Below are 25942 nucleotides of genomic sequence, written 5' to 3'. Positions count from 1 at the left end.
ATGTTAAATATTATTATCTTTTGCTTATACTTATTATTTATCTATTACATTGGCTATAAAGGCTATAAGCGTGTCAACACAGCCGAAGATTTAATTGTTGCTGGCTGGAGCATGCCTTTATCCGTTGTAACGGGTAGTTTAGTCGCTGCTTTATTAGCAGCACCCTTCTTTTTTGCAGCGGTAGGCTCTGGCTATACAAGTGGTGGCTTTGAAGGATCGGCAACAATGGGTGGTTTAGGGACTTGTATGATTCTTGGAGCACTCATTTGGACAAAGCCATTACGACGTTTAAAGGGCTGGACATTAGCAGATTACTACGGTTTACGCTACGGCAGTAAAAAGCTAGGAGCCTATACAGGGGTTGTTATGGCAATTGCTTTTGGTGTTTTTAATGCAGCGGCGTTAACAGTTGGTGGAACATATATTATTCAGCAATTGTTGCAAATTGATTTTATACCTGCGGCACTTCTATTTGTATCGTTAACAGCTATTTATTCAGTAATTGGTGGTTTATGGGCAGTTGCCTATACTGAAATTGTGCAAGGTGCGCTTGCAGTGGCAGGTATTTTGGGTATTACCATTTTTATTTTGTTTTACTATCCAGACGTTACATTTAATCCTGAGTGGTGGAATATTGGTACATTATTTGAGAAGGCAGGAGCTGAATTCTGGACGTTGTATCTTGTACTAGCACTTGGAGATATTCCTGCAGTTGACCTTGGGCAGAGGGTAGCTGCTGCGAAAAGTCCGCGAGTGGCACAGCGCAGTATGATTATGGCTGGTATTATTGTCATTGCAATTAGCTGGATTCCAGGGATGCTGGGGGAAGCATTCAAGTCTATTTATCCTGAGAGCACAAACCCAGAAACATTGATGCTTACCTTTGCACAAGGTTATTTTCCGCCCTTACTAGCAGCTATTTTCCTAACAGCCATGGCAGCCATGGGGATGTCCACAGTAGCTGCATGTTATGTAGCGACTTCGGGGATTGTGACAAAGAATATTTATTTAGATTTTATTAATCGTAACCCTGATCCCAAGAAGCTACTAAGATTCTCGCGCTCTATTATTCTATCTAGTGCTTTATTAGGTTTAGTACTAGCTTTAAGCTTCCAAAAAGTAATTGATTTAGCTTATTTAGCATGGGATATTATTTTCGTGACAATATTCTGGCCAATCGTTCTAGGACCATTTTGGAAACGTGTGAGTACTCCTGCAGTTTGGGCAAGTATTTCTGTTGGCTTAGTTTATTACATTGTGACATCTCTAACATTCGTACCTAGTCTGACAATCCAATCAGAAGGCTTTATAGGTCTATTAAATGAGTTATGGCAGGCTCCTGTATTTTCGGGTGTTGTAATAACTGGTATCACCATTGTCGTGGTGAGCTTACTCGTTCCGCCATCTGAGCATGTTCTTGAGATGCACAAAATAGAAAAAGATAAAACATTAGACGACGTAAGTAGTAAAGAAGAGTTAATTGGTCGTTAAAAGCAAAAGCACGGGTTCATTGAAAAGTTCAATGGATTCGTGTTTTTTATTAGAATGAAAAGATAGAATCAAGAATACTATTGCTAGTACATCAATTAAATTTTTCTAGTGAGTATCTTGATAAAGGCGGGAATTAAAAATGAAAAATATTTTCTTCATTTTATTAGGGATTATCTATCTTTATCTAGCAAAGGCCATTGAATTAGTCATTATTAAGCAGCTATTTTTTTTAATTGGGCTAGCTTTAGTTGGTATAGGTAGTATCCGTTATTTAAAAGAGCGTTATATTGCCATACAAACTTTAACTGCCATGACGGAGGCTAGTGAGGAGGAGATAATGGCTATCCCTCATACACAATGTACAGTTTCCAGTGATGCTTTAAATGCTTTATTGTTAAATGAACAGACAAACACGCTTATTTTTGCACGAAGAGAAGCTTTAGACGAAGAACTAAAAATAATAGAGGTTCCATTTAACAGAATATATGAGGTTGCCATTATGGAAGATGAAGTATTTACGGTTAAAACAAAGAATCATCTAATGAGTGGTTCCTTACTTGCTGAAGCAGATGAAGTAGAAGAAGAAGAGGATGTAGAAGAAGATACAATCTCACAGCTATCGTTAAAGCTAGTAGTAGATCATTTATCAGAGCCTATTCAAGAATATATGTTCATAGATAATAGTGAAGATCCTATATCAAAAGAGGATGATGACTATAAAGAAGCCATGGAGCTTTGTGAGAAATGGTTTCAAAAGATAAGTGTTATTATTAAACGTCATGAATTAGAACGAGTGCCGATAAGTCATTGGCAATAAGAGAGAAGGCTATCTCAAAATAGAAAAATTTGAGATAGCCTTTGTTGTTTAGATGATTAAATTTTAAATTGTTGTAGCTGCGTATTTAACGTCTCGGCCATTCCAGCAAGCTGATTTGCACTTCTAGCGATTTCATCCATTGTAGCAGCGGTTTCCTCAACAGTTGCTGTTGTTTGCTCAACGCCAGCAGCGGATTCCTGTGAAATGGAGGCCATATCATCAATAGAAGCATTAATGGTTTCTGAATTTCGAGCAAGCTGATTTAAATTCGTTGAAATGGTTGAAATATTATCAATCATATCCCCAACAGCATCAGAAATTTTTTCAAATGTTTCATTTGTTTCATCGAGCTGTGTTGTTCCTCTTTTTACTTCCTCATAGCCAGTCTGAAGGGCAGATGTTACATTGCCAGTCTCACCTTGAATACGATGGACAATTGTTGCAATATCCGTAACAGAGAACTGTACTTGCTCAGCAAGCTTTCGGACTTCATCTGCCACAACAGCAAAGCCCTTGCCATGCTCACCTGCTCGTGCTGCTTCGATTGCTGCATTTAATGCAAGTAAATTTGTTTGGTTTGAGATATCATCGATAACTGACACAAGCTTGGAAATTTCAGCAGACTGTTCATTTAAATTCTCGACCTTTTTCACAGAGTCTAATACAATTTCATTTATTGTAGCCATTTGTTTGGTAGATTGAACCATTAAACTTTTCCCTGAAACCGTTAATTTTTGAACATGACTAGAATGCTCACTTAATTCAATGCCCTCTTGTGTCGTTTCCTGAATGCTACGCTTGAATGCTGTCATTGTTTCTGCCAAATCCCCTGTTGTGGATGCTTGTGTTTCTGTACCTGATGCTAGCTCTTGCATTGTTATTGTAATTTGCTCAGTACCTGCTTGTACTTCATTCGATGATTGAGCAAGTTCTTCACTACTAGCTGCTACTGTTTCAGAAACCGTGTAAATAGAGCGGATCGTTTGTTTTAGTTTTTCGTTCATATCATTTGCTGCCACCATTAACGTTCCAATTTCATCTCGTGTTTTGACAGGTAGAGACTCTAGCTGCAAATTTCCATCTGCTAATTCTTTCATTCGATTGGCTACGACTGTAACAGGTTTAGAGATGGTATTAGCTGTGATAATGGCAATTAGAATACCAGCTATAGTTAGGATCAAACTAAAGGCGATACCAATTGTTCGATTCTCAGAGCTTGTTGATACAACATCATTACCAACATCTGTAATGGCTTGAGCATGTTCATCTGCCAGTTTTTCGTAACCATATCGTACTTTCGTAACGAGTCCATGAGTATCCATTAAATTTTCTAAAGCTAATTCTTTATTGCCCTTTTGATAGATATCAAATACCTCTGTGTTGACAAGGGTACTCCAATCACGGGCGATAGCTACTAGTTGTTCGCGTTCATCTGATTTTTCATATTTGTCTAGAATAGCGTTATTTTCCTCAGCCATTTTGCGATATTCATCAAATGATTCTTTGTATTTCTCGTCACCTGTCAACACATAATTTAACGCTGCAGATAGGCGAACACTCATAGAGAGTGCTAAATTTTTACTTGCATTTAAAACAACTAAATCTTCTTTTACTAAATCTTTTGCCTGTTTTTCCATATTTGTATTGGAATTGTAAGTGTAGGTTGTAAAGCTAACTACTAAAACTAACAAAAGAATAAATGCACTTAAAATTCGAGTTTTAAGTGTTTTAAACTTGATTATGCCTTTCATTTTCCCATCCCTTTACTATCTCATTGAGAAATTTTTTCAATCACAAATACTATTTTATAACTATTTATGCATATTAATAAGCCTTTCGATAGAAATATTTAAAAATAGTTTTTTAGTACAATGACATAATTGTTTTCCTTTTATTAATAGTTAAATATATATAGATGTCTAACAACTGATTTATATATTTATGTAGAATTTCCTATGTGGAAAGAAAACGCACCTGAAGCAATTTGCTTCAAGTGCCATAAGTAAAAGTTTCTTTATTGTTTTTGATTTTTTGCTTGCCGCTCCCACTGTAGAAGTGAAGGATACGGGTCAAAAGCCCATTCGTTTCTGCCATTAAATTTATATATCCCATAATGAAGATGTGGAGGGAATTTGCCAGATGTACCTTCTTTCCCATACCCAGAGCTTCCAACATAACCAAGAACAGTACCAGGTTTTACAATTGAACCGACTTCAATATCCTTATGATAGCTACCAAGGTGGGCATAATAGTGATAGGAATTATGATTGTCGCGAATACCGATGCGCCAGCCACCAAATTGATTCCATCCTTTTACCTCAACAATTCCATAAGAGGTAGATAATACTGGCGTTCCATAGCTGGCAAAAATATCAGTTCCTTCATGAATTCGGCGTCCACCCCAACCACGATTGGCGCCCCAAGTGCCCCTGTAACTGTAATCAGAGCGAACATTTAACGGGAAGGTATGTGCATCAAGCTCAATTGTTTTAAAATGTCTGTACAATGTGGAGATGGTGAATATTTGATTGACTGCTTCTTCGCTTCCATAATATTCCCATAAAGCTAATTTAAAATCCTCATCAGTGGTTCCAAATTTCCCTAAATAACTAGCCATCGAGAAAATGACATCCTCATCATCCTTAGGACTGGCGATCCCATCGTGATTGCCATCAAGGCCCATTCCTCCGAAATAGCTGATTGTCTCAGGAGAAGTGTCTTCTTTTATAGGATTTAATGCACCTGACCAGTATTCATCAGAAAATTGGATAGCCAAATAACCTTCTCGTTTAGGGATATCTTTACGAACTGACTGTAGGTTTCTTTCATATTGATCGATAGCAGCTAAAAAATGCCAAGGAATGAGTAATTCGTCAAATTGTACATAATAGGACATACGCTGCTGTAAAATTTCTTCTTCTGTTAGCTCTTCCTTTGCAAAAGAGACAGAGGGGTACAGCATAATTCCTAAAAATAAAAATGTGAAAAGAAATGTAAAATGGCGATGCAATGATGGACCTCCTTTCTAACGTTAGAATAACCGAAATTTTTATCTTCATTCAGTAAGGTTCTATGTATGAAAACAGTTGATATATCTGCCATTTTTTTGCCCCGAAAAATAGAAATATAAGAAGAAACTTCATCAAAGAAAAAGTAATGGTATCATCATGCTGTTAACTTCATACTATGTTATAAATCAAGCCCTGAATGGAGGGAAGGCTATTAACATTTTAGATAAAGTGAAAAACTATCGCGAAGAAGAAAACAGGCTGAAGTGGGAAGGGACATTTGCAGATTATTTAAACATCATTAGGGAAAGACCTGAAGTTGCTCAAACAGCCCATTCACGCGTCTACAATATGATAAAAAGTGCTGGTGTAGAGGAACGCGATGGGCAAAAAATGTACAAATTTTTCGGACAAGAAATTTTTGGGCTTGAAACAGCAATTGAAAGACTGGTGGAGGAATATTTCCATCCAGCAGCACGCAGGTTAGATGTTAGAAAACGTATTTTATTATTAATGGGACCAGTTAGTGGTGGTAAATCAACAATCGTTACTTTACTGAAACGCGGATTAGAACAATATTCGCGAACAGATGAGGGTGCGGTTTACGCAATTAAGGGATGTCCAATGCATGAAGATCCACTCCATTTAATTCCACATCATTTGCGTAATGAGTTCTTTGAGGAATATGGTATTAGAATTGAAGGAAGTTTATCGCCTTTAAATACAATGCGGCTTGAAAAGGAATACGATGGACGCATTGAGAATGTGATGATTGAACGTATTACTTTTTCAGAAGACAAACGTGTGGGTATTGGGACATTTACACCATCAGACCCTAAATCGCAAGATATTGCTGATTTAACAGGAAGTATTGATTTTTCTACAATTGGCGAATTTGGTTCAGAGTCGGATCCTCGTGCTTACCGCTTTGATGGGGAGCTAAATAAAGCCAATAGAGGAATGATGGAATTCCAGGAGATGCTGAAGCTCGATGAAAAATTCTTATGGAATTTATTATCTCTAACTCAGGAAGGAAATTTCAAAGCAGGAAGATTTGCTTTAATTAGTGCAGATGAGTTAATCGTTGCTCATACAAATGAGACGGAGTATCGGTCATTTATTTCGAATAAAAAGAATGAGGCATTACATTCTCGAATTATCGTTATGCCAATTCCCTACAACCTGAAAGTTAGTCAGGAAGAGCATATTTATGAAAAGATGATAAAAGAGAGCGATATGTCCCATGTCCATATTGCACCGCATGCTTTAAAGGCTGCAGCAATCTTTTCGGTACTCACTCGATTGGAGGTACCGAAAAAACAAGGTGTGGATCTGATTAAAAAAATGCGCTTGTACGACGGAGAAAATGTGGAGGGATTTAATTCCGTTGACTTAGAGGAGCTGAAGAAAGAGTTCCCAAATGAAGGCATGAACGGTATTGATCCACGCTATATTATTAACCGTATCTCTTCTGCTATTATCCGCAAAGAGATACCATCGATCAATGCATTAGACGTTTTAAGAGCATTGAAGGATGGGTTAGATCAGCATGCATCTATTTCTCAAGAAGATCGTGAAAAATATATGAATTACATTGCGGTTGCTCGTAGAGAATATGATGAAATTGCTAAAAATGAAGTACAAAAAGCTTTTGTGTACTCTTATGAGGAATCGGCTAAAACATTGATGAACAACTACCTCGATAATGTAGAGGCATTTTGTAATAAAAATAAAATTTATGATCCACTTACTGGGGAAGAAATGAACCCAGATGAAAAATTAATGCGCTCGATTGAGGAGCAAATTGGCATTTCAGAAAATGCTAAAAAGGCATTCCGTGAAGAGATTCTTATTCGAATTTCTGCCTATGCACGGAAAGGTAAACGTTTTGACTATAATTCTCATGAAAGATTGCGAGAAGCCATTCAGAAGAAATTATTTGCAGATTTGAAAGATGTCGTGAAAATTACTACTTCTTCTAAGATGCCAGATGAATCGCAACTGAAGAAGATTAATGAGGTTGTGGCAAGGCTTGTTGATGAACATGGCTATAATACAACATCAGCAAATGAGCTGCTACAATATGTAGGAAGTTTGCTCAATCGATAACTATGTTGATTGTTCCAATTCAGATAGGAGTGTCCCATTTTTAGGGCACTCCTTTTATTATCAGGATGAGAGATTTATTTTGATTCAGCAGAAAACGCTCACCTTTATAGGTGGTGAGATGGATGCACAAATTGTTCTCTTTGGTTCAGTGAAAAAATCTGGATAAAGTCCCAGCGGATGTTACAGATTTTGAAGAGTAGCTTTTCGAGGATGCTCAAAAAAATCTGGAAGCAATTGATTTTATGAAAAAAGTTCAAAAATTTAGCTCACAAGCATAGTATAGAAAAAGCGAATTTGATAGATGGGTGAGGATAAAAATGACTGAACACGAAAATAAACGCTTTGTCATTTCTCAGGAAAATTGGTCCCTCCATCGTAAAGGGCACCAGGACCAGCAACGCCATATGGAAAAAGTGAAAGATGCGATTAAAAATAATTTACCTGATTTAGTTAGCGAAGAAAGTATTGTGATGTCCAATGGTCGCGAGGTTATTAAAATACCAATTCGGTCACTTGATGAATATAAGATTCGATATAACTATGATAATTCTAAGCATGTAGGGCAAGGACAAGGGGATAGTAGTGTTGGAGACGTAGTAGCGCGCGATGGCAGTAAGGCCAATCAGGCTCCAGGTAAAGGAAAAGAAGCGGGTGACAAGCCTGGCCAAGATTATTATGAAGCGGAAGTCAGTATTGAGGAAATTCAAAATGTTTTATTCCATGAACTAGAGTTACCTAATTTACAGCAAAAAGAAAAGGCAGATATTAAAACAGAAAAAATAGAGTTTAATGATATTCGAAAAAAGGGACTCATGGGTAATGTCGATAAAAAGCGTACAATTTTAAACGCATTAAAGCGCAATGCGATGCATGGGAAAGCAGAAATAACGCCAATCCACAATGACGATTTACGTTTTAAAACATGGGATGAAGTGGAGAAACCAGAATCCAAGGCAGTAGTGCTCGCCATGATGGATACAAGTGGCTCGATGGGAGCATTTGAAAAATATTGTGCCAGAAGCTTCTTCTTTTGGATGACGAAATTTTTACGTTCAAAATATGAAACAGTAGAAATTGAATTTATTGCTCATCATACAGAGGCAAAGGTTGTCACAGAAGAGGAATTCTTTACAAAGGGCGAAAGTGGAGGAACCATTTGTTCTTCAGCTTATAAAAAGGCATTGGAATTAATTCAGGATAAATATCATCCATCTCGCTACAATATTTATCCTGTCCATTTTTCAGACGGTGAAAATATATCGATGGATAATGAAAAGTGCTTAAAGCTAGTAGGAGAATTAATGGATGTATCCAGCATGTTTGGCTATGGTGAGGTGAATCAGCATAACCGTTTCTCAACGCTTATGTATACGTATAAAAAAATTGATGATCCTAAATTTAGATACCATATTCTGAGAAAAAAAGGCGATGTCTATGACGCCTTAAAGAGCTTTTTCAAGAAAAATGAAGAGTAACAAGGAAGTTTGCTCAGCACCACGTTCAAAGGAGGGGGCGTAACATGGACACAAAAGAGCTTCATCGAGCAATAGATGAAATTACCGAAATTGCCTCAAGCTTTGGCTTAGATTTCTATCCAATGCGTTATGAAATTTGTCCTGCAGATATTATTTATACATTTGGCGCCTACGGTATGCCTACGCGCTTTTCCCACTGGAGCTTTGGTAAACAATTTCATAAAATGAAGCTTCAATATGATTTAGGGCTTAGTCAGATTTATGAGCTTGTGATTAATTCAAATCCTTGCTATGCATTTTTACTCGATACCAATACATTAACGCAAAATAAATTGATTATTGCCCACGTTTTAGCACACTGCGATTTCTTCAAAAATAATATACGTTTTTCTAATACAAGAAGAGATATGGTAGAAAGTATGACCGCAACCGCGGAGCGAATAGCTGGCTATGAGAGAGAATATGGCAAGGATGAGGTGGAGCAGTTTTTAGATGCTGTTTTAGCTATTCAAGAGCATATTGATCCATCTATTTTACGACCGAAGCTATCCTGGAGTGAGGAGGATGAGCTTGAGGAGGAAAAACCACCAGCAAAATCACCGTACGATGATTTATGGAGTATAGAAGAAAAAGAAAAAGTTTATAAACCAATCCGACGCCGATTAAGGCAATTTCCTCCTCAGCCAGAAAAGGATCTGTTGTTATTCTTAGAGGAGCATAGCCGTGAATTGGAAGACTGGCAACGAGATATATTAACAATGATGCGAGAGGAAATGCTTTATTTTTGGCCTCAGTTAGAAACAAAAATAATGAACGAGGGTTGGGCCTCCTTCTGGCATCAACGAATCATGCGGGAGCTAAAGCTAACAACTGCTGAAACAATCGAATATGCCAAATTAAATGCGGGGGTTGTGCAGCCTTCCAAAACATCGATTAATCCATATTATCTTGGGATTAAAATTTTCGAGGATATTGAAAATCGTTATAATAACCCTACTGAGGAAATGAAACGGTTAGGTGTTTTGCCAAATACAGGACGTGAAAAGATTTTTGAGGTTAGAGAGGTAGAATCAGATATTTCCTTTATTCGAAACTATTTAACAAAGGATTTAGTGAAGCGTGAAGATTTGTACTTGTTCCAAAAGAAAGGGAATGAATACCGTATAACGGATAAGGATCACGAGATGGTTCGCGATCAGCTTGTATCCATGCGTGTAAATGGAGGCTTCCCATACATTGTCGTAAAAAATGGTGATTATTTGCGAAATGGCGAGCTATATTTAGTTCATGGCTATGAAGGGATGGAGTTAGATCCACACTATTTAGAAAATGTATTGCCTTATATTTACCAGCTATGGGGACGTCCTGTTCATTTAGAAACCTATGTGGATAAAAAGCCGATGCTTTATTCATATGATGGCACAAAAAACTATAAACGCAATGTGTAATAAAAAAACTTCTATCTGTTGAGGGTACCATCAAGCAGATAGAAGTTTTTTCATCGTGTTGAAAAACAAAACCATCAATAGTCTTTTTGTGAAAGCAAATCTACTCACCTTCTTCAGTTAATACATCAGGCTCTTCATTACTTTCACTATGGTTAGAGGATGAATGAATATCACTATCAATGACAAGACTATCCCGTACTTTAATGCCTTGTTGCCCACCAGCCTCGTCTTTATTATTACCAGCAATACCACTTCTTCCATTACCGTCAGCAAATTGCGAATTGACGTTGCGTGTATGACTACCATTACTAGCATTTTGACCACCTTGGTTGGCATTTGTACCTACATCATGATTGATTTGGCCTCCGCCTTCCGCTCGTTGCTCAAAGTGAAAATCAGTATTTCCTATATTGAATGTAAAATTGATTGTTATATGATTCTTCCCTTGCTTGTTAGAGGATTCCTGCTCAGGTTCATCAGGTCCATAAAATTTTTTAGAATTAAAATTAGACATCGTTTCTCCTCCCTTCCTTTCCTATTACTATTAAGATATTAGTGCTTCGTGAACCCACCTGTACGTGTAGCCATGTTACCTAGAGAAAAGGTAGGAGTTCTAGATGGAAACTCAACGATTTTTGCTATCTATCCAATAAATTTGTTAAAATGAATAAGATTTGATTATTTAGTGAATGGGAACGGAGAAGTAACATTGAAAACATTTAAAAAGGTTTATATAGAAATTACGAGTGTCTGTAATTTAGCATGTAGTTTTTGTCCACCAACAGCTCGTGCAAAAGGGCTTATTAAAGTCGAACAATTTAATAAAATATTAGATGAAATTCGTCCACATACAAAATATATTTACTTGCATGTGAAAGGAGAGCCATTACTACATCCAAGAATTGATCAGCTATTAGATGCTGCCCATGCAAAAGGATTTAAAGTGAATATTACAACGAATGGTACGCTAATTAAAAAGAACCGCGAGAAAATATTAGGAAAGCCAGCATTACGCCAAATTAATTTCTCGTTGCATAGCTTTGATGGGCATGAAGGCTCCGAAAATCGCGAAAAATATTTAGGGGATATTTTAGATTTTGTGCGAGACTCTAGGGAATACAATACGATTATTTCCTATCGTTTATGGAATCTACAACAGGATCATGTTTCGGATGTTGCAGCCCGTCGCAACCGTGAGACTTTAGAAATATTAGAAAATGAGTATAATCTTGATTACCGTATAGAAGAAAAAGTAGAGCCTGGAAAAGGGGTAAAAATTGCCCCTCATGTGTATTTAAATCAGGATCATGAGTTTAGATGGCCAAGTCTTCTAGAGCCTGAGGATGAAGGTAAGGGTTTTTGTCATGCACTGCGTAGTCAAGCAGCTATATTGGTGGATGGGACCGTTGTACCTTGCTGTTTGGATGGGGAAGGTGTCATAAATTTAGGAAATGTACACGAAAAATCCTTCTCCGAAATTGTAGAAGGGGAACGTGCCAATAAGATCGTAGCAGGCTTCTCACGAAGGGAAGCTGTAGAAGAATTATGTAGAAAATGTGGCTATCGTCAAAAGTTTGGTATGTAGCTACTAAAAGTTATGTTGAATAAAGAAGCAGCTCCACTGGTCATTGACCGTTGGAGCTGTTTTTCTTTGATTGAGAATCAATGGTATCTAAAAAATCCTTCGTAATACGAACTACATATTTGACCTCGTCTAAATTTCGTTCTCTTAATAATGAGCGATGAATGTCTAGCATGAGGTTTTTCTCCTCAATATCAGTAACGCCAGATAATTTTTGAAAATTAAATAGCTCCTCAGGGGTAATGTCTAATGCCTTCATGATTGTTTCCAAAGTACTTAAGGTAATATTAGATTGTCCATGCTCAATATTGGAAACCCTTCCTTTACTGAAACCTAACTTCCCTGTCCTTTCAGCCACTTCTTCTTGGCTAAGTCCTTTAGATAACCGAATAATCCGAAGTTGTTCACCTACTAGCTTTAAAAAATCTGACATATGATTCACCTCTAAGTTAAAAGCTAGTGAAAAACAATGGAAATGACTATACTATTATAGTGGTATAATAGAGAAAAAGTTACATTAAAATGGTACAATCTTTAGAGTAATACTTTATTCAGACAAATGACCTAAATAAATAACTAGGTATAATGCGTTAATGAGGATTGTATTCAGGGTATTAATTGGGACAGAGGATTGGAGGGTTCATATATGGTGAAGCAGTTTTTTTTAGAAGAAATAGCAAAAGTCCAAATTGGTCATTTAATTGTGAATGATCAATGTTTTACTACGGAAGGTACTCCTTTTATCACCAAAGCAACACTATTGAAGTTATTGGTAGATGATGATGCTAGTCAAGTGCCAAAGATTGATCACACGGTTGATTCATTTGATTTGTCGCTAGTACCTGCAAAAAGCATCCTTCTCAATAAATTGAATTTAAAGGAAACCCTTATTTATCAATGTAAAAAAGCTGTGTGTATCGGTCATGATATCATTGCCATTATTCCGAATGAATCCATTGTTGTTAGTGATTATTTATTTCACTTTTTTAAATGGTATCAAATAAATAAAGAGAGGCGTCATATCTTTCGTTTAATAATTGAATTACCTCCTCTTGATATACAGCATAGAGTAGCTCAACTATTAAACGCTATTCAACATTTATTAATAAATAAAGATTCTTTAGTCACAGCGGTAGAAAAGCTTCCACAGTATTTCGATAATGTGTCAAAACAAGTGAATCAGCATTCAAAAAACTTACATCATAGCTTTGAACAGCTCCAATATCTATATGCTGATATGTTACATAAGGTTTTTAATGGAGATTTTCTAAATGATTCCTTTCAAAGGTTGAGCAATTAACATAAGTCGGTGCAAATGGATTAGGCAATCCTTGCACCGACTTGCTAAATTTCAATAATAATTGGTAAAATCATGGGCTTTCGCTTTGTTTGGGTAAATAAATATTGTCCAACAGCTCTTTTAATTTCTCGGCGAAGGACATGTATTTGCTGTCTGCCTTCTTCTTGAAGCTCATTGACGATTTCTTTGGTAAGCACATTGACTTTAGTTAATAGTGCCTCGAAATCTTTTGCATAAACAAAACCACGTGAAATGGTATCGGGTTCTGAAATAAAAGCACCATCAGCTTTATTGAGTGTCAATACAATAACAAGCATTCCGTCTTCTGAAAGTTGCTTGCGATCACGGAGGACAATTCCTTCGACCTCACCAATGCCAATCCCATCTACATACGTATCCCCAGCAGGAATTTTCCGTGTTTGCCTTGCCTTCGCATGTTCAATATCAACAACATCCCCATTTTTCATAATAAATGTATGTCCCTTTTGAACGCCAACAGATTCTGCTAATAAACGATGTTGATGTAACATACGATATTCACCATGAATAGGAATGAAGAATTTAGGCTTCATAAAGGTCAGCATAAGTTTCAAGTCCTCTTGATGACCATGACCTGATACATGCATACCTGTATGACTGGAAGAACCATAAATAACCTTAGCACCAAGCTGAAACAAATTGTCTACAATGCGAGAAACGCCCTTTTCATTACCTGGGATTGGTGAAGCCGCAAGAATGACTGTATCGTCTGGTAAAACTTTAATTTCACGATGATTACCATTTGCTATTCTTGCTAGTGCAGCTAGAGGCTCACCTTGGCTACCTGTGCAGAGGACCACGACCTCTTCTGGGGGGAGGTATTTAACTTCTCGTGCATCAATTAACAGATCTTCTGGCACAAATAAATAACCTCGTTCAATCGCAACATCCACAACATTGACCATGCTGCGCCCAACTAAAGCTAACTTCCTATTGGTGGCAATTGCAGCATGTACGATTTGTTGGATGCGATTAACATTTGAAGCAAAGGTTGAGATGATTACTTTTCGTTCAGCATGTAAAAAGGCTTCCTCGATATGATGCCCTACAAGTTGCTCAGAAGGGGTCAAACCTGGTCTTTCTGCATTTGTACTTTCTGAAATAAGGACAAGCACACCCTTTGAACCGATTTCAGCCATTTTATGAATATCAGCAAACTGGTTGTTAACGGGCGTTAGATCAAATTTAAAATCTCCCGTATGGACAACATTTCCTTCAGGGGTAGCTAAAACGATTCCTAAACAATCGGGTATACTATGATTGGTTCTAAAGAAACTAATATCGATTTGTCCTAAATGTAGTGCTGAATCAGCATGAATTTCAATTAAATCCGTTTCTCTTAAAAGTTTATGTTCCTTAAGCTTTAACTCAATAAGTCCGAGGGTGAATCGGGTAGCATACACAGGGACGTTTAATTTTTTTAATAAATAGGGAATTCCACCAATATGATCCTCATGTCCATGTGTGACAATTAATGCCTTAATTTTCTCCTTATTATCAAGTAAAAACGTAATATCAGGAATGATTAAATCAATTCCGAGCAGGGTTTCATCCGGAAATTTTGCTCCACAATCAATAATAATTATGTCATCTGCATATTGTACTACATACATATTTTTACCAATTTCATTTATCCCACCTAGGGCGAATATGGATAATAGCTGTTTACTTGTTGACAACGTATTTCCCTCCTATAGTTTTAAATAAAGCCATCTAAATGGTTTTGCCATAGATAGTATAGCTTTTAGCATTTCATCCTATACGAAATTTACAGTAAGACTAATTGTATAGCACGAAGAATAGAATGGGGAGATAACAGAAAGCAAAGACAGCTCGAGGGAAGTTTTTTAGTTTATTTCTCTAAAATCAAGATAAGAGGAGGTAGACCTTTGTCAAATTTTGTGCAACATGCCATTTTCGAGCATAGATTTTGGCTAGAAATCATGCAAAACCACGCTCAATTTATTCATGACGCCCTTTATCCCTCAGAAGAAGAAGATATTCAAAGAGCCCATACGTATATTTATCAATTCTCGCAGCTACTTACCTATGTCCCTTCACTCGATGATTCAAATGCTGTATCCTTTTCAGTGTCCGTGGACGACAATGTTGAGCAATTTAAGCAGTTCAAGCTTCGTCTACTCAGACATCAACTATTGGGGGATATTGGGATTCATTTAACGCCTACGTTTGTCAATCATATGGTTAATGAATTAGAAGAATATCAAAATGTGCTGGGTTATTTAAAAAAAGGAGAAGCACCACCTATTTTTCATGAGCTTCATCATCATTTAGTTTGGCTTTTAGATGCCTCCGGTCATGCAGGCATTATTAATGATGATTTAGATGGTGTTGAGAAGCGTTTGAAGCAAAAGAGCCATGAGTTTGCTCAACACTTTGAGCAATTTTATTTAAAGGCTGTTGAATTAACAGGCTATTTACGTACGAATATGAATTCCTTTCCTGCTTTAAAACGCTTTAGTAAAGATGTTGAGCTTGAAATGACATTATTTAAAACATTTTTAAGAGAGCTAGAAGAGATGGAGCTAAGTGCAGAGGTGCTAGGTACATTTACAGCTCCGATGGCGGATCATATGTGGCGTGAGGAGCAATACTATTTAACGAAGCTCGCACAGGCTAGAGAACAAGATAAGTAAAACAAGAGGCTATCTAAACTAACTAGATAGCCTTTTAAGTTAGGGATGAATCACTACTTCTGTACCTATTGGCACAATACTGGCTAGCTCTTCAACATCTCGATTTTGCATACGGATACACCCATGTGAAACAGCATGCCCAATAGAGCTAGGATCATTTGTGCCATGAATTCCGTAGTGTTGTTTAGAAAGACTCATCCACATCGTGCCAAAAGGACCACCAGGGTTTGGCGCTTTATTGATGATCATAAAACTACCTACTGGTGTTTCGTGAAGCATGCGTCCAACTGCAATTGGGTATTGTTTTTGAAGGATATTATCTCTATATAAACGGAGCCAGCGATTGTTGGTAGATATCTCAATACGGTAAGGAATTGTGTCGGGCTCAGGCAAGCCAGGGATGACGATTTGTTGACCCATGAAAAGATGATCAGGCTGAATTCCTGGATTAGCAGCGAGAATGGATGCCAAAGATGTACGGTAATCTTGAGAAATTTGAGTTAGGGTTTCACCAGCTTTGACAGTATGAATCAATTATTGTTCCCTCCAATGCAAAGGTTTATTGCTCTACTATATGCATCAGATGTTTTATGTAATTTTAGGAATGCAAGGTTTTTCAGTTTCTGGACAGAATAAGCGGTGACATTCAGGATTAAGGGGCATAAAGATGAAGGAATTTAAAATTACGTATTTTTTTGATGAGGTACATTATGTACGAAGATTCATTTTTATTGAATCGCAACAAGAGGCAGAAAAATTAGTGAAAAATGAACGTGATCAATATATCTCCTTTACGGATAGTAGGGGGATATACCATGAACTGCACACAAAACATGTACGAGTTATTCAAATAGCTGAGTATCATCGAATTGATAAAAGTACGAAAGAGAAAGACACATAATCTGTTCAGCATTACACACATTATAGGAAAAGGAGTGTGACAGAATGGACATCGAAAAAATACCACATGAAAAGAAAATGTTCATGAATTTAAATAGTAAGGACAAGCCTGACATGGTTGAATCAGATACGATTAGTCTTTTCGATCTGCATGAGGATATGCAAACTGTAGATGCCATTCCGATAGAGGAACTCAATAAGCGTGTAAAAAGAGAAGGCGACGAATTAATTGAAATGCAGCCAGATGAATTATAGGAGGTAAAAATGATGAATCGTGAAAAAGACATCCAGTTTACATCTGCAGGCACAAATATTAACGAAGTGAAGCAAAAAAATGCAGAGGCAGGATTATCCTATAATGAAGTGAAGGCCCTGTTAGCAAAAGGTGGCGGACGTGGAACATCTATTTATAGTGACACTGACATTGAAGAAGTAAAACAAGATATACACAAGCATCAACATTAAAGTTTTGGGAGGAGCAAGGTATTGAGCGCTCTTCCCTTTTTATTTTACAATGATGAAAAATAAAGGAGTTGTAAAAGCATGTCAACTGGAGAAATAAAATGTCCATTATGCGGAGGCGAAAACCATTGTGGCGTGGCAAAAGGTGAAAAAGAGTGCTGGTGTATGACAGTTAGCATTCCAGAAACCCTGTTAAATACAGTGCAAAGAGAGCCAAATCTATGCATTTGTTCAACATGCATAGCTACATATAAGAAAGAGGAAGTATAGTTTTTTACGATGATAAAGGTTGGTAAAAATTGAGCAATTGGTACAATTGTCTATCGCACAACAACCTAGCAGGCATACATTACTCTGAAAGGAGTGTGTCTAATGGCTAAACCAATTGAACTCAGTAATGTGACAAAGGCATATTTAGAGGAATATCAGCGAATCCTCAAAAAAATGATGCAGGGTATGACCTACGTAACCATTACTTGTAGTATCTCAGAAAATTTTATTAAGCAAATCATCCCTCATCAAGTTGCAGCAATACAAATGTCTGAAAATGTTTTACGTTATACAACGAATATACCTGTGCAAAATCTCGCCTTAGAAATCATTCGCACACATACAGAAATGGTTGAGAGTCTTGAAGCGATACAAAATCGATGTTGTGTCGTACAAAATTCAGAGTATGAATTATACGAGTATATGTGTGCTTACAAAGAAATTACAGAAGCTATGTTCAATGCAATGTGTGCTCCACCAGTCTCTAATAGCATTAATATCAATTATCTTCGGGAAATGATTGTCCATCATCAGGGTGGTATACGACTGGCACAAAATGTGCTTAGATTCTGCATCTGTCAAGAGTTAATTCCAATCCTACGTTGCATGATTCAAACGCTGTGTGAGCAACTAGAAGCCATGGAAAAGCTACTGGATAGTTTACAAAATTGCGATTGCGAGTGCTAGCACTAACGAGAAGTTTATATGGGAAGAAGGCGCTAAATCAATCAGGATTTTAGCGCTTTTTCTGCGTAAAGACAGTGTTTAACTAAGAAAATAAGAAATTGTCAATAAAGTGGACGAAAAAATAATAAAGTGTAAAGAATTAAATGAGAATCTATTTTTGTCATTCTATTGTTGGTAAAATATATATGTTTTATTAGTTGAAGGTAATGAAGAGAAATCTATAATTGGCTTTAAAATATTGGTAATTTTAATTTACTTGAATACAACTAGGAGTGGGAGCTATGTTCAAAAGGAAGAAGATTAATCAAAGTTATGATTATTTTTCGGCTACGAAAAATTCAGACATCGAAACAAATGAACGCTTTAAAGAAAAATTGGATTTCCTTGCTTTATCTAGAATTAGAAGAGAATCTGTTGGGTTTTTACGTAAAATTTATGAGAATAATCGACAGCATATACTCGATAATTTTTATGCTCGTCTACTGGAAATCCCAGAGTTTAATCATGTCATCAATACACATTCGACAGTAGAGCGCTTAAAAGGATTATTTGATACACATTTTATTAGCTTATTTGATGATGAATTAGATTTAGATTATGTCTTTAAGCGTCGTAAAATTGCTTATGTTCATGCAAGAATTGGTGTACTACCGAATTGGATGATATCTGCCTATACACTGATTAATCAATTAATCATTCCACTTATTGTCAAAGAACTATCTCGTGATGAAGAAAAAATGCTGGATGTTTTATTGTCTTACGATAGCTTAGTAACAATTGATCAACAAATTATTTTGGAGACCTATATTGAAATTCAAGCAGGATCTGTAGTAAATGGATTAGGTGAAATAATTACTTATAATACACAGTTAGACACCATTAAGGAACTGATTGAATTTCAGGAGATTCAGCAACAGGAGATTGTTGCAGCAGATCAATTAATGCATGAGTTAGACGAAAGTATTGAAGAAATTGCCACATCAGTGGGTGATATTTCAGAGCAAACAAAGCATGCCTTTAAAAAATTAAATCAGGATTTGGAATCATTACAACAAGTATCATCTATTTTACAGACAACCGATGAAGGCCATAAATCAATGCAGGAAGATATTAGGCGTTTAGTTGAGCGTGTAAATAGTGTAGCGAAATTAATGGAATTAATAAAAAAAATAGCAGATCAAACAAATTTGTTGGCTTTAAATGCATCAATAGAGGCCGCTCGTGCTGGAGAAGCAGGAAAAGGTTTTGCGGTTGTTGCAGAGGAAGTTCGGAAACTTGCTGATGATACAAGTACATCTGTCAAATCTATACATACAGATATACAGGAGCTACTTCATATTACCCATAATATTAGTTCATTGACGACTCAATTTTCCCAAGATTTACATCAAGGTGTTACAGATACCTTATATATATCACAGACGCTAGCTGAGCTAAATAAAAACTTACAGCAGCAGGGGGCGCGCTTTGAGGAAATAGCTACAACGACAAAGGTTCAGGCACAATCTGCTACTACTATTTCTGAACGTAACCATACAATTACAGAGAGCATGCAAAAAAGTAAGGTAATCGTTTTTGATATGGGCTCCGCCATTTATAAATTAAGTAAAATGATTGATGGATACCGATCCACAACAATTTCTAAAAACTTTATTATTAGCCAAGAGGATATTATTGAATTAGCTATTACCGATCACCTATTGTGGAGATGGAAAATCTACAATTTGCTACTAGGCTTTGAAACGATGACGGAGCAGGATGTAGGGTCTCCAAAAGAATCACGCCTTGGCGAATGGTACTACGGCACAGGAAAGAAACTGTTAGGTGATGAGCGTGTCTACGCAGAGTTAGAACAACCATTTATTCACGTGCATGATATAGCAAAAAAAGCAGTGCGTGAGTACAATGTAGGCAATAAAACGGGCGCTGAAAAATACCTGAAAGAAATTACGGATGAATCGTATGTTGTAATTGAAAAATTAAAAGAGTTAAAGGAAATTTTATTGAGTGAGAAAAAGCAATATATTCATTAAAAAATGGAAAGCAAGCTAGTCTACATACTAGCTTGCTCTTTTATAGATTAATAGGTGGAACACACATAAATGTCACTGTACGCTTTTGGCTATCATAAAGACACCATTCACGGTGATTGATAACAGAGCCTACATTCACACCATATTGTTTGTCTTGTAACGCAATTGGTTGCCCGTAGCGAATACGAATCGGCAGCTTTTTTTGTTGATGATAAAGACCTGATTCGTGACTATGCCCGAAGAAAAATAATGGTTTTTGAAAGTGTGGGAAAGTCGGTTGCCAGCTTACATTCCACCTAAATTGATGTCCGTGCATAAGCGTGGCTCCATCAATCTCTATCGTCTCTGGTAAAGCTTTAAAACGTTCAATGCCAGTGACCTGAGTAATACGTTCTTCTTGATTGCCTCGAATAGAGGGGAAGGTTAGCAGTTTTTCAAATTCACTTTCTACTATGGCCGCTTTTTGCAAAGGTAAGCCAGATATGGTTTGTGCCTTTTTCTTACTAACAGTGCATTCATATAAATCCCCTAACCCAATGATTGTTGCTTCCTCTGCTGTTTGTTGAATATGAGCTAGAACAGCTTTAGTGTCTTCTATATTAGAATGTAAATCTCCTAAAAGTGCATAAAGCATTTAAACCCGGCCTTTCCTAATAATAATCGTACAAGTATCATACACCTAATAGAAATTACTAGAAAAGTAAAATGTCTATGAATATTTCGTTACTTCAGCTACATATTTTGAATGTGTGGAAAAATTGCCAAGAAATACATTGCTTGATAAAATATAATCGTAATTTTCAGAATTTTAAGAAGTTTAATAGTTTCCCATTCTTGTTTATTCAATAATAATAAAATGAAAGTATGGAGGGCTTATAATGACGAAGTTTATGACAGATATTCTTGAAGACTATGCAGGGCAGCAACCAAATGCAATTGCAACATTGTATAATGGAAAGGCAATAAGCTATCATGATTTTTACCAACGTGTAGAAAGATTTGCGACTTACTTGCAGGAACAAGATTTTAAAAAGGATGATGTGATTGCCCTATATACGCTCAATTCAGATTTATTTTTAATCGCATATTTAGGTGTCCAATTAGCTGGATTTATTGTGATGCCAATTAACACTAAATTAGCTGCTCCTGAGGTTGATTTTATTTTTAATCATTCTCAAGCAAGGGGCTTAATTTTTGATGAAAGATTAACAGAGGTATTAGAGGACGTTTCTTATTCATTCCAACATACAATCGGATTTCAAGAAATGAAAAACATAATTGAATATGATAATCGTGCTAGAAAAATTGTGCAATTAGAGGCTGACGATACGGCAGTGGTCATGTATACGTCGGGAACAACAGGTAAACCCAAAGGCGTCATGCTAACGCATCAGAATATCGTGGCTACAGCAGATATTTGGTCGTCTTCTATGAATATGTCTAGCAGGGACAAAATGTTTATTTGTACGCCTTTGTTTCATTGTGCAGGTCTTCATGTATTTGCTATGCCTATGTTTTATAGAGGGGGAACAGTGGTCATTGAAGAAGCATTTTCACCAACTAAAACGTTAGCTCAAATTGTAGCTACTGAGGCGACAATTTTCTTTGGTGTTCCATCTATGTATACCATTATATTAAATACTCCTGGATTCAAGGAACATAGCTTTAATCATTTACGTTTACTATGTTACGGTGCTGCCCCGATGCCTTATGAGCTTGTAAAGCAAGTGAAAGAAGCATTTCCAAATGTAAAGGTTCAAAATCTTTATGGTCAAACTGAAAATTCACCTGCAGCTACCTCTTTATTAGATACGGATGCATTGACGAAAATTGGCTCAGTTGGAAAACCATTAGCACAGACAGAGGTTTGTGTAGTTGATAGTGAAGGAAAGACCGTACCAGCTGGAGAGGTGGGCGAAATATGCGTAAGAGGACCACAAGTAATGAAGGGCTATTTACGCAATCCAGAGGAAACAGCAAGAGCGATTAGGGATGGCTGGTTGTACTCAGGCGATTTAGGACGCTTTGATGAGGAAGGCTATTTATATATTGTAGATCGAAAAAAAGATATGATTATTCGTGGTGGAGAAAATATTTACCCAATTGAAGTAGAAGAAGTTCTATATCAAATGCCAGAAATTTTAGAAGCAGCAGTGGTTGGGTTGCCTCATGAAGTATACGGAGAAGTACCAAAAGCATTTGTAGTGTTAAAGGATGGAAAATCTCTTGATGAAAATTCGATACTATCCTATTGTCAAACACGACTTGCTAAATATAAAGTACCATATGAAATTGAGTTTTTAATAGAATTGCCACGTAATGCCTCTGGTAAGGTACTAAAGCATACATTACGGCCGAAAGTGACAACGATGTGAGTCACTTCAATTATCTCTTAGTATAATTACTGTTCAGATTTTTTAAGCTTACTCGTAAAGAAGGAGATTTGTGTAATTTTGCCGCTCACTTTGGTACAAAAAATAGCTACTAAATCAAGATAAAATAGGAACGGCTATGAAAGTATCGTATAATAGAGTCTACTACGACAAATTGAATAATTAGAATGGCGAAGGGGGTGCTCTTCGCCTTAGAATAGGAGCGGAATTTGTCTTGTGGACGTGGTATAAACGCCTTTTACTTATTGGCATTTTGATTATTATGTTACTTTCAGGCTGTCAGCCATTTTCACGGCAAGATGCTGAACAAAAAAGTCAATTAACGGTTTTAACAGTAGAATTTAATAGCGGGGCACCTATTCCAAATCTTTTCCTTACGGTTACAGATGTACAAACAGGTGATGTAGTGGAAGAAGCAATTGGCTCAGAAGAGGGAGAGGCTGTATTTTCAAAGCTAAAGGCAGGGCGAGAATATGCAATTGCTGCAACCACACTTGAAAATAGTTCGACAAACGATGGGTATACAACAATCGAGAATTTCACTTACGATACAACAAAGCCCTATTATCGATTGGAAACACATTTTTTAAGAGACGATCAGGAGTTAGATGTCCCTGTTGTCATGCAAAATCCTGAGCTGCCACATGGTTGTGAAATTACATCACTCACAGCTGTATTAAATTATTTTGGAATGAACGTGTCAAAACTTGAAATGACTGACAAATATTTACCAAAGCAAGAAATACGAACAGTAGGCAATCAACGTTTTGGACCAAATCCAAATGAAGCTTTTGCAGGTAATCCTCGTGATAAAGCTCGTGGCATGTATGTTTTTGCTGCTCCAATTGTCAAAGCGGCTGAGGCAGTTATTACAGATAAACAAGCTGACTTACATGTCAAAAATATGAGTAACGCCTCACAGGATGATATTTTACAGCTTGTGCGTGAAGGTATTCCTGTCGTGACATGGGTAACGCTAGATTTATCAAAGCCTAAACGAAAAGCAGAAAGAGGCTGGATTTATACAGGGGAAACAACTCCGCATGATGCTTTTATGAACTTACATGCAGTTGTCTTGACGGGACATTTAGGTGATAAGGTAGTCGTAATGGATCCTTTAAAAGGGTATGTTACGTACAATGTCGAACAATTTTTCAAAAGTTATCAGGAATTAGGTAAACAGGCTGTAGCTGTTCATAAATAAGCTACAAATCGTTAGTATGTTACACTAATAAAAAAGCAAAAGTGAGTTGAGTAGAATGGCCATTGAGCACGTTTTTTTACCGGTTTTACTTGGAGATGAAATGAATGCTTATGGCATGGCCAGAGCATTTTACGAAGCCTATGGAGTGAAGCCGCTTGCACTAAACCATACGAACATGGAAAAAATTCAACAAAGTGATTTATGGACTTTTCGTGAGATACCACGACTTCATATCGAAGAAAGATTTGTGACCGCTTTAAAAGCTATTGCGGAGGAGTTCAAAGAAAAAAAATTACTGCTATTAGCCTGTGATGAGTTTTATGTCAAAAAAATCGTTGAACATAAAGAGGAGTTAGTAGAGAATTTTCTAGTTCCTTATGTAGACGCACCACTTGCGCATCAACTTTTAACTCGTGAAAGCATGTATGAACTATGCGCACAATTTGGTTTTCAATACCCTGCCTCACATGTTTGCACGGTGAATGATTATGAAGACTACGACATGCCATTTGATTATCCAGTTGTCATTAAGCCGATGAATATGACAAAATATGCTACTTGTATTTTTCCTGGTAAGAAAAAAGTATATATTGCATATGATAAGGACGAAAAGGACAGTATATTACGTGCTATCTATAAAGAATCAGCTTATCGTGATGATCTGATGATTCAACAATATATACCAGGTGAAGACGCTAACATGCGTGTTGTTAATGCATATATAGGACAAGATGGAAAGGCAAAACTTCTTGCGGTAGGAAATCCTATTTTAGAAGAGCATTCTCCAGAAGGGATAGGGCGTTATGTAGCGATTATGACAACCTATCATCAGGAATTAATGGATAATGTTAAGTCATTTCTTGAAGCGATACAATTCCATGGCTTTGCCACATTTGATATGAAATATGATGATCGTGATGGTCAATATAAATTGTTGAGTATTGAATTACATAATGAACTTTCCAATTATTATGTGACGGCCAGTGGCTTCAATTTAATGCAGTATGTAGCGGACGATTATGTTCGCGGAAGTAAACAACAACTAACATACGTGAAGAACAAGCATCTTTGGACAATTGTACCGAATGGTGTGCTGTTCAAATATGTTCAAAATGAACAACTAGTAATGGAAGCGAAAAGTTTAATTCGTCAAGGTATGGCTACAGATTCTATTTTTAATTATAAGGATATGAATGCAAAACGTTGGTTGAATGTCACGCTAGATAATTTAAGCTTTTATCGCAGCTATAAGAAATATTTTAATAACAAAGGTCTGTCTAACACATGAAAAAACAAACTTTAGGTATAATTGGTGGCGTTGGTCCACTTGCAACAATGTTTATTGGTGAAATGATTGTAAGACGTACGAAGGCACAAAAGGATCAGGAGCATTTACATACCATCATTGATAATGATACAAATATTCCTGACCGTACGGCTTTTATTTTAGATAATACAAAGGATAATCCAGTTCCTGTCATTATTGAGGATGCAAAAAAACTAGCTTCGGTAGGAGCAGACGTAATTGCTATCCCATGTAATACGGCACATACGTTTTATCATGAAATTGAAGAAGGTTCTCCTATACCTGTATTGCATATGATTCGCGAAACAGCGAAGCGTGCTGCTGATTTAGGAGCGAAGCGTGTAGGGATTTTAGCAACAACAGGCACGTTAACGTCACGGATGTATCAGGATGCACTTGAGGAATTTGGTATTACACCAGTTGTTCCAGATAATGAAATGAGATCCTATGTGATGTCGATCATTTATGATTACGTCAAGGCTGGGAAGGATGTTACGCTAGAAGATTGGCAACCGATAGAAGAGGCGATGCTAGCATTAAATTGCGATCGAATTGTATTAGGTTGTACAGAGCTTTCTATTGTTAACAGAGATTTGAAGCTAAGTAACATTTATATTGATTCATTAATCGTTTTAGCTGAATGTGCCATTTTAGCTTGTGGTTATGAATTAGTCGATTAGTCGTTAAATGAATTGAAAAGAATCTGCTTGCTTTTTACGGGTAAGCTACAATTCTTGAAAGAGTTGTGGTCAGCCGTGTTG

General features: G+C 36.8%; 25 protein-coding genes. 18 read left to right on the top strand and 7 right to left on the bottom strand.

Annotated features, from left to right (window positions below; translation table 11 throughout):
• Positions 1-1491 (top strand): sodium:solute symporter family protein, encoded by a 1491-nt coding sequence (locus tag MKZ14_RS19365; protein WP_339280354.1) that lies wholly within the window; start codon positions 1-3, stop codon positions 1489-1491.
• Between the two features lie 139 nt (positions 1492-1630).
• Positions 1631-2308 (top strand): hypothetical protein, encoded by a 678-nt coding sequence (locus MKZ14_RS19360; RefSeq protein ID WP_339280353.1) that lies wholly within the window; start codon positions 1631-1633, stop codon positions 2306-2308.
• A 56-nt stretch (positions 2309-2364) separates the two neighbouring features.
• Here the strand turns inward: MKZ14_RS19360 and MKZ14_RS19355 are convergent, their stop codons facing one another.
• Together MKZ14_RS19355 and MKZ14_RS19350 are read right to left on the bottom strand one after the other, a co-directional pair.
• Complete coding sequence (locus tag MKZ14_RS19355; RefSeq protein WP_339280352.1) at positions 2365-4059, bottom strand: methyl-accepting chemotaxis protein; 1695 nt, start codon at positions 4057-4059, stop codon at positions 2365-2367.
• Positions 4060-4322: 263 nt separating this feature from the next.
• Complete coding sequence (locus tag MKZ14_RS19350) at positions 4323-5318, bottom strand: M23 family metallopeptidase (RefSeq protein ID WP_036076918.1); 996 nt, start codon at positions 5316-5318, stop codon at positions 4323-4325.
• A 157-nt stretch (positions 5319-5475) separates the two neighbouring features.
• Here MKZ14_RS19350 and MKZ14_RS19345 point away from each other — a divergent pair, with 157 nt between their 5' ends.
• The 3 genes from MKZ14_RS19345 to MKZ14_RS19335 all read left to right on the top strand — a co-directional run bounded on the left by MKZ14_RS19345 (position 5476) and on the right by MKZ14_RS19335 (position 10348).
• On the top strand, positions 5476-7425 hold the full coding sequence (locus tag MKZ14_RS19345; RefSeq protein WP_280522772.1) for a PrkA family serine protein kinase: 1950 nt from the start codon (positions 5476-5478) through the stop codon (positions 7423-7425).
• 317 nt (positions 7426-7742) lie between these two features.
• Positions 7743-8900 carry a sporulation protein YhbH gene (gene yhbH / locus MKZ14_RS19340; protein ID WP_036076919.1) on the top strand — a complete coding sequence of 386 codons (1158 nt, stop codon included), beginning with the start codon at positions 7743-7745 and terminating at the stop codon, positions 8898-8900.
• Positions 8901-8944: 44 nt separating this feature from the next.
• Complete coding sequence (locus tag MKZ14_RS19335) at positions 8945-10348, top strand: SpoVR family protein (protein WP_339280351.1); 1404 nt, start codon at positions 8945-8947, stop codon at positions 10346-10348.
• A 100-nt stretch (positions 10349-10448) separates the two neighbouring features.
• Here MKZ14_RS19335 and MKZ14_RS19330 read toward each other — a convergent pair whose 3' ends face one another.
• A complete protein-coding gene (locus tag MKZ14_RS19330; protein ID WP_339280350.1) occupies positions 10449-10862 on the bottom strand; it encodes a hypothetical protein in 414 nt (137 codons plus the stop codon).
• Positions 10863-11057: 195 nt separating this feature from the next.
• On the opposite strand from MKZ14_RS19330, the gene MKZ14_RS19325 reads away from it, so the two are divergent.
• Entirely contained in the window at positions 11058-11933 is an 876-nt protein-coding gene (locus MKZ14_RS19325) for a radical SAM/SPASM domain-containing protein (protein ID WP_258860043.1), read from the top strand.
• A 40-nt stretch (positions 11934-11973) separates the two neighbouring features.
• On the opposite strand, the gene MKZ14_RS19320 is transcribed toward MKZ14_RS19325, so the two are convergent.
• Entirely contained in the window at positions 11974-12363 is a 390-nt protein-coding gene (locus MKZ14_RS19320; protein WP_004225641.1) for a helix-turn-helix transcriptional regulator, read from the bottom strand.
• Between the two features lie 213 nt (positions 12364-12576).
• Here MKZ14_RS19320 and MKZ14_RS19315 point away from each other — a divergent pair, with 213 nt between their 5' ends.
• Positions 12577-13230 (top strand): hypothetical protein, encoded by a 654-nt coding sequence (locus MKZ14_RS19315; RefSeq protein ID WP_016993465.1) that lies wholly within the window; start codon positions 12577-12579, stop codon positions 13228-13230.
• Between the two features lie 44 nt (positions 13231-13274).
• Here MKZ14_RS19315 and MKZ14_RS19310 read toward each other — a convergent pair whose 3' ends face one another.
• Positions 13275-14948, bottom strand: coding sequence for a ribonuclease J (locus MKZ14_RS19310; RefSeq protein WP_016993466.1), 1674 nt, complete (start codon positions 14946-14948; stop codon positions 13275-13277).
• Between the two features lie 210 nt (positions 14949-15158).
• Here MKZ14_RS19310 and MKZ14_RS19305 point away from each other — a divergent pair, with 210 nt between their 5' ends.
• Entirely contained in the window at positions 15159-15926 is a 768-nt protein-coding gene (locus MKZ14_RS19305) for a DUF2935 domain-containing protein (RefSeq protein ID WP_257962118.1), read from the top strand.
• 39 nt (positions 15927-15965) lie between these two features.
• On the opposite strand, the gene MKZ14_RS19300 is transcribed toward MKZ14_RS19305, so the two are convergent.
• The gene (locus tag MKZ14_RS19300) at positions 15966-16460 is read right to left on the bottom strand and encodes a L,D-transpeptidase family protein (RefSeq protein WP_048394827.1); all 495 of its coding nucleotides are present in this window, start codon (positions 16458-16460) and stop codon (positions 15966-15968) included.
• Between the two features lie 133 nt (positions 16461-16593).
• Here MKZ14_RS19300 and MKZ14_RS19295 point away from each other — a divergent pair, with 133 nt between their 5' ends.
• The 6 genes from MKZ14_RS19295 (at position 16594) to MKZ14_RS19270 (ending at position 20278) form a co-directional block, all read left to right on the top strand.
• Positions 16594-16827: a hypothetical protein gene (locus tag MKZ14_RS19295; RefSeq protein ID WP_048394826.1), complete on the top strand. Its 234-nt coding sequence runs from the start codon at positions 16594-16596 to the stop codon at positions 16825-16827.
• A 44-nt stretch (positions 16828-16871) separates the two neighbouring features.
• Positions 16872-17081 (top strand): hypothetical protein, encoded by a 210-nt coding sequence (locus MKZ14_RS19290; protein ID WP_004225632.1) that lies wholly within the window; start codon positions 16872-16874, stop codon positions 17079-17081.
• Between the two features lie 12 nt (positions 17082-17093).
• Positions 17094-17291, top strand: coding sequence for a hypothetical protein (locus tag MKZ14_RS19285; RefSeq protein WP_054549000.1), 198 nt, complete (start codon positions 17094-17096; stop codon positions 17289-17291).
• A 78-nt stretch (positions 17292-17369) separates the two neighbouring features.
• A complete protein-coding gene (locus MKZ14_RS19280; protein WP_054549001.1) occupies positions 17370-17558 on the top strand; it encodes a cysteine-rich CWC family protein in 189 nt (62 codons plus the stop codon).
• Positions 17559-17660: 102 nt separating this feature from the next.
• Positions 17661-18245 carry a DUF305 domain-containing protein gene (locus tag MKZ14_RS19275; RefSeq protein ID WP_004225628.1) on the top strand — a complete coding sequence of 195 codons (585 nt, stop codon included), beginning with the start codon at positions 17661-17663 and terminating at the stop codon, positions 18243-18245.
• A 281-nt stretch (positions 18246-18526) separates the two neighbouring features.
• Entirely contained in the window at positions 18527-20278 is a 1752-nt protein-coding gene (locus MKZ14_RS19270; RefSeq protein ID WP_004225627.1) for a methyl-accepting chemotaxis protein, read from the top strand.
• 40 nt (positions 20279-20318) lie between these two features.
• Here the strand turns inward: MKZ14_RS19270 and MKZ14_RS19265 are convergent, their stop codons facing one another.
• A complete protein-coding gene (locus MKZ14_RS19265) occupies positions 20319-20912 on the bottom strand; it encodes a metallophosphoesterase family protein (RefSeq protein WP_048394823.1) in 594 nt (197 codons plus the stop codon).
• A 244-nt stretch (positions 20913-21156) separates the two neighbouring features.
• Between MKZ14_RS19265 and MKZ14_RS19260 the strand changes: the two genes are divergently transcribed.
• The 4 genes from MKZ14_RS19260 (at position 21157) to MKZ14_RS19245 (ending at position 25861) form a co-directional block, all read left to right on the top strand.
• Positions 21157-22653 carry a long-chain fatty acid--CoA ligase gene (locus MKZ14_RS19260; RefSeq protein ID WP_339280348.1) on the top strand — a complete coding sequence of 499 codons (1497 nt, stop codon included), beginning with the start codon at positions 21157-21159 and terminating at the stop codon, positions 22651-22653.
• Positions 22654-22885: 232 nt separating this feature from the next.
• Positions 22886-23875 (top strand): C39 family peptidase, encoded by a 990-nt coding sequence (locus MKZ14_RS19255; RefSeq protein WP_016993478.1) that lies wholly within the window; start codon positions 22886-22888, stop codon positions 23873-23875.
• 55 nt (positions 23876-23930) lie between these two features.
• Positions 23931-25163 (top strand): hypothetical protein, encoded by a 1233-nt coding sequence (locus MKZ14_RS19250; RefSeq protein ID WP_036076939.1) that lies wholly within the window; start codon positions 23931-23933, stop codon positions 25161-25163.
• Positions 25160-25861, top strand: coding sequence for an amino acid racemase (locus tag MKZ14_RS19245; RefSeq protein WP_016993481.1), 702 nt, complete (start codon positions 25160-25162; stop codon positions 25859-25861). The genes MKZ14_RS19250 and MKZ14_RS19245 overlap by 4 nt, the downstream gene beginning before the upstream one ends.
• The last annotated feature ends 81 nt before the right edge of the window (positions 25862-25942 follow it).

It is taken from the genome of Lysinibacillus sp. FSL P2-0066 (assembly GCF_037969495.1).
In the GTDB taxonomy this organism is placed as follows: domain Bacteria; phylum Bacillota; class Bacilli; order Bacillales_A; family Planococcaceae; genus Lysinibacillus; species Lysinibacillus boronitolerans.
This window is presented reverse-complemented; position numbering and strand designations above follow the sequence as displayed.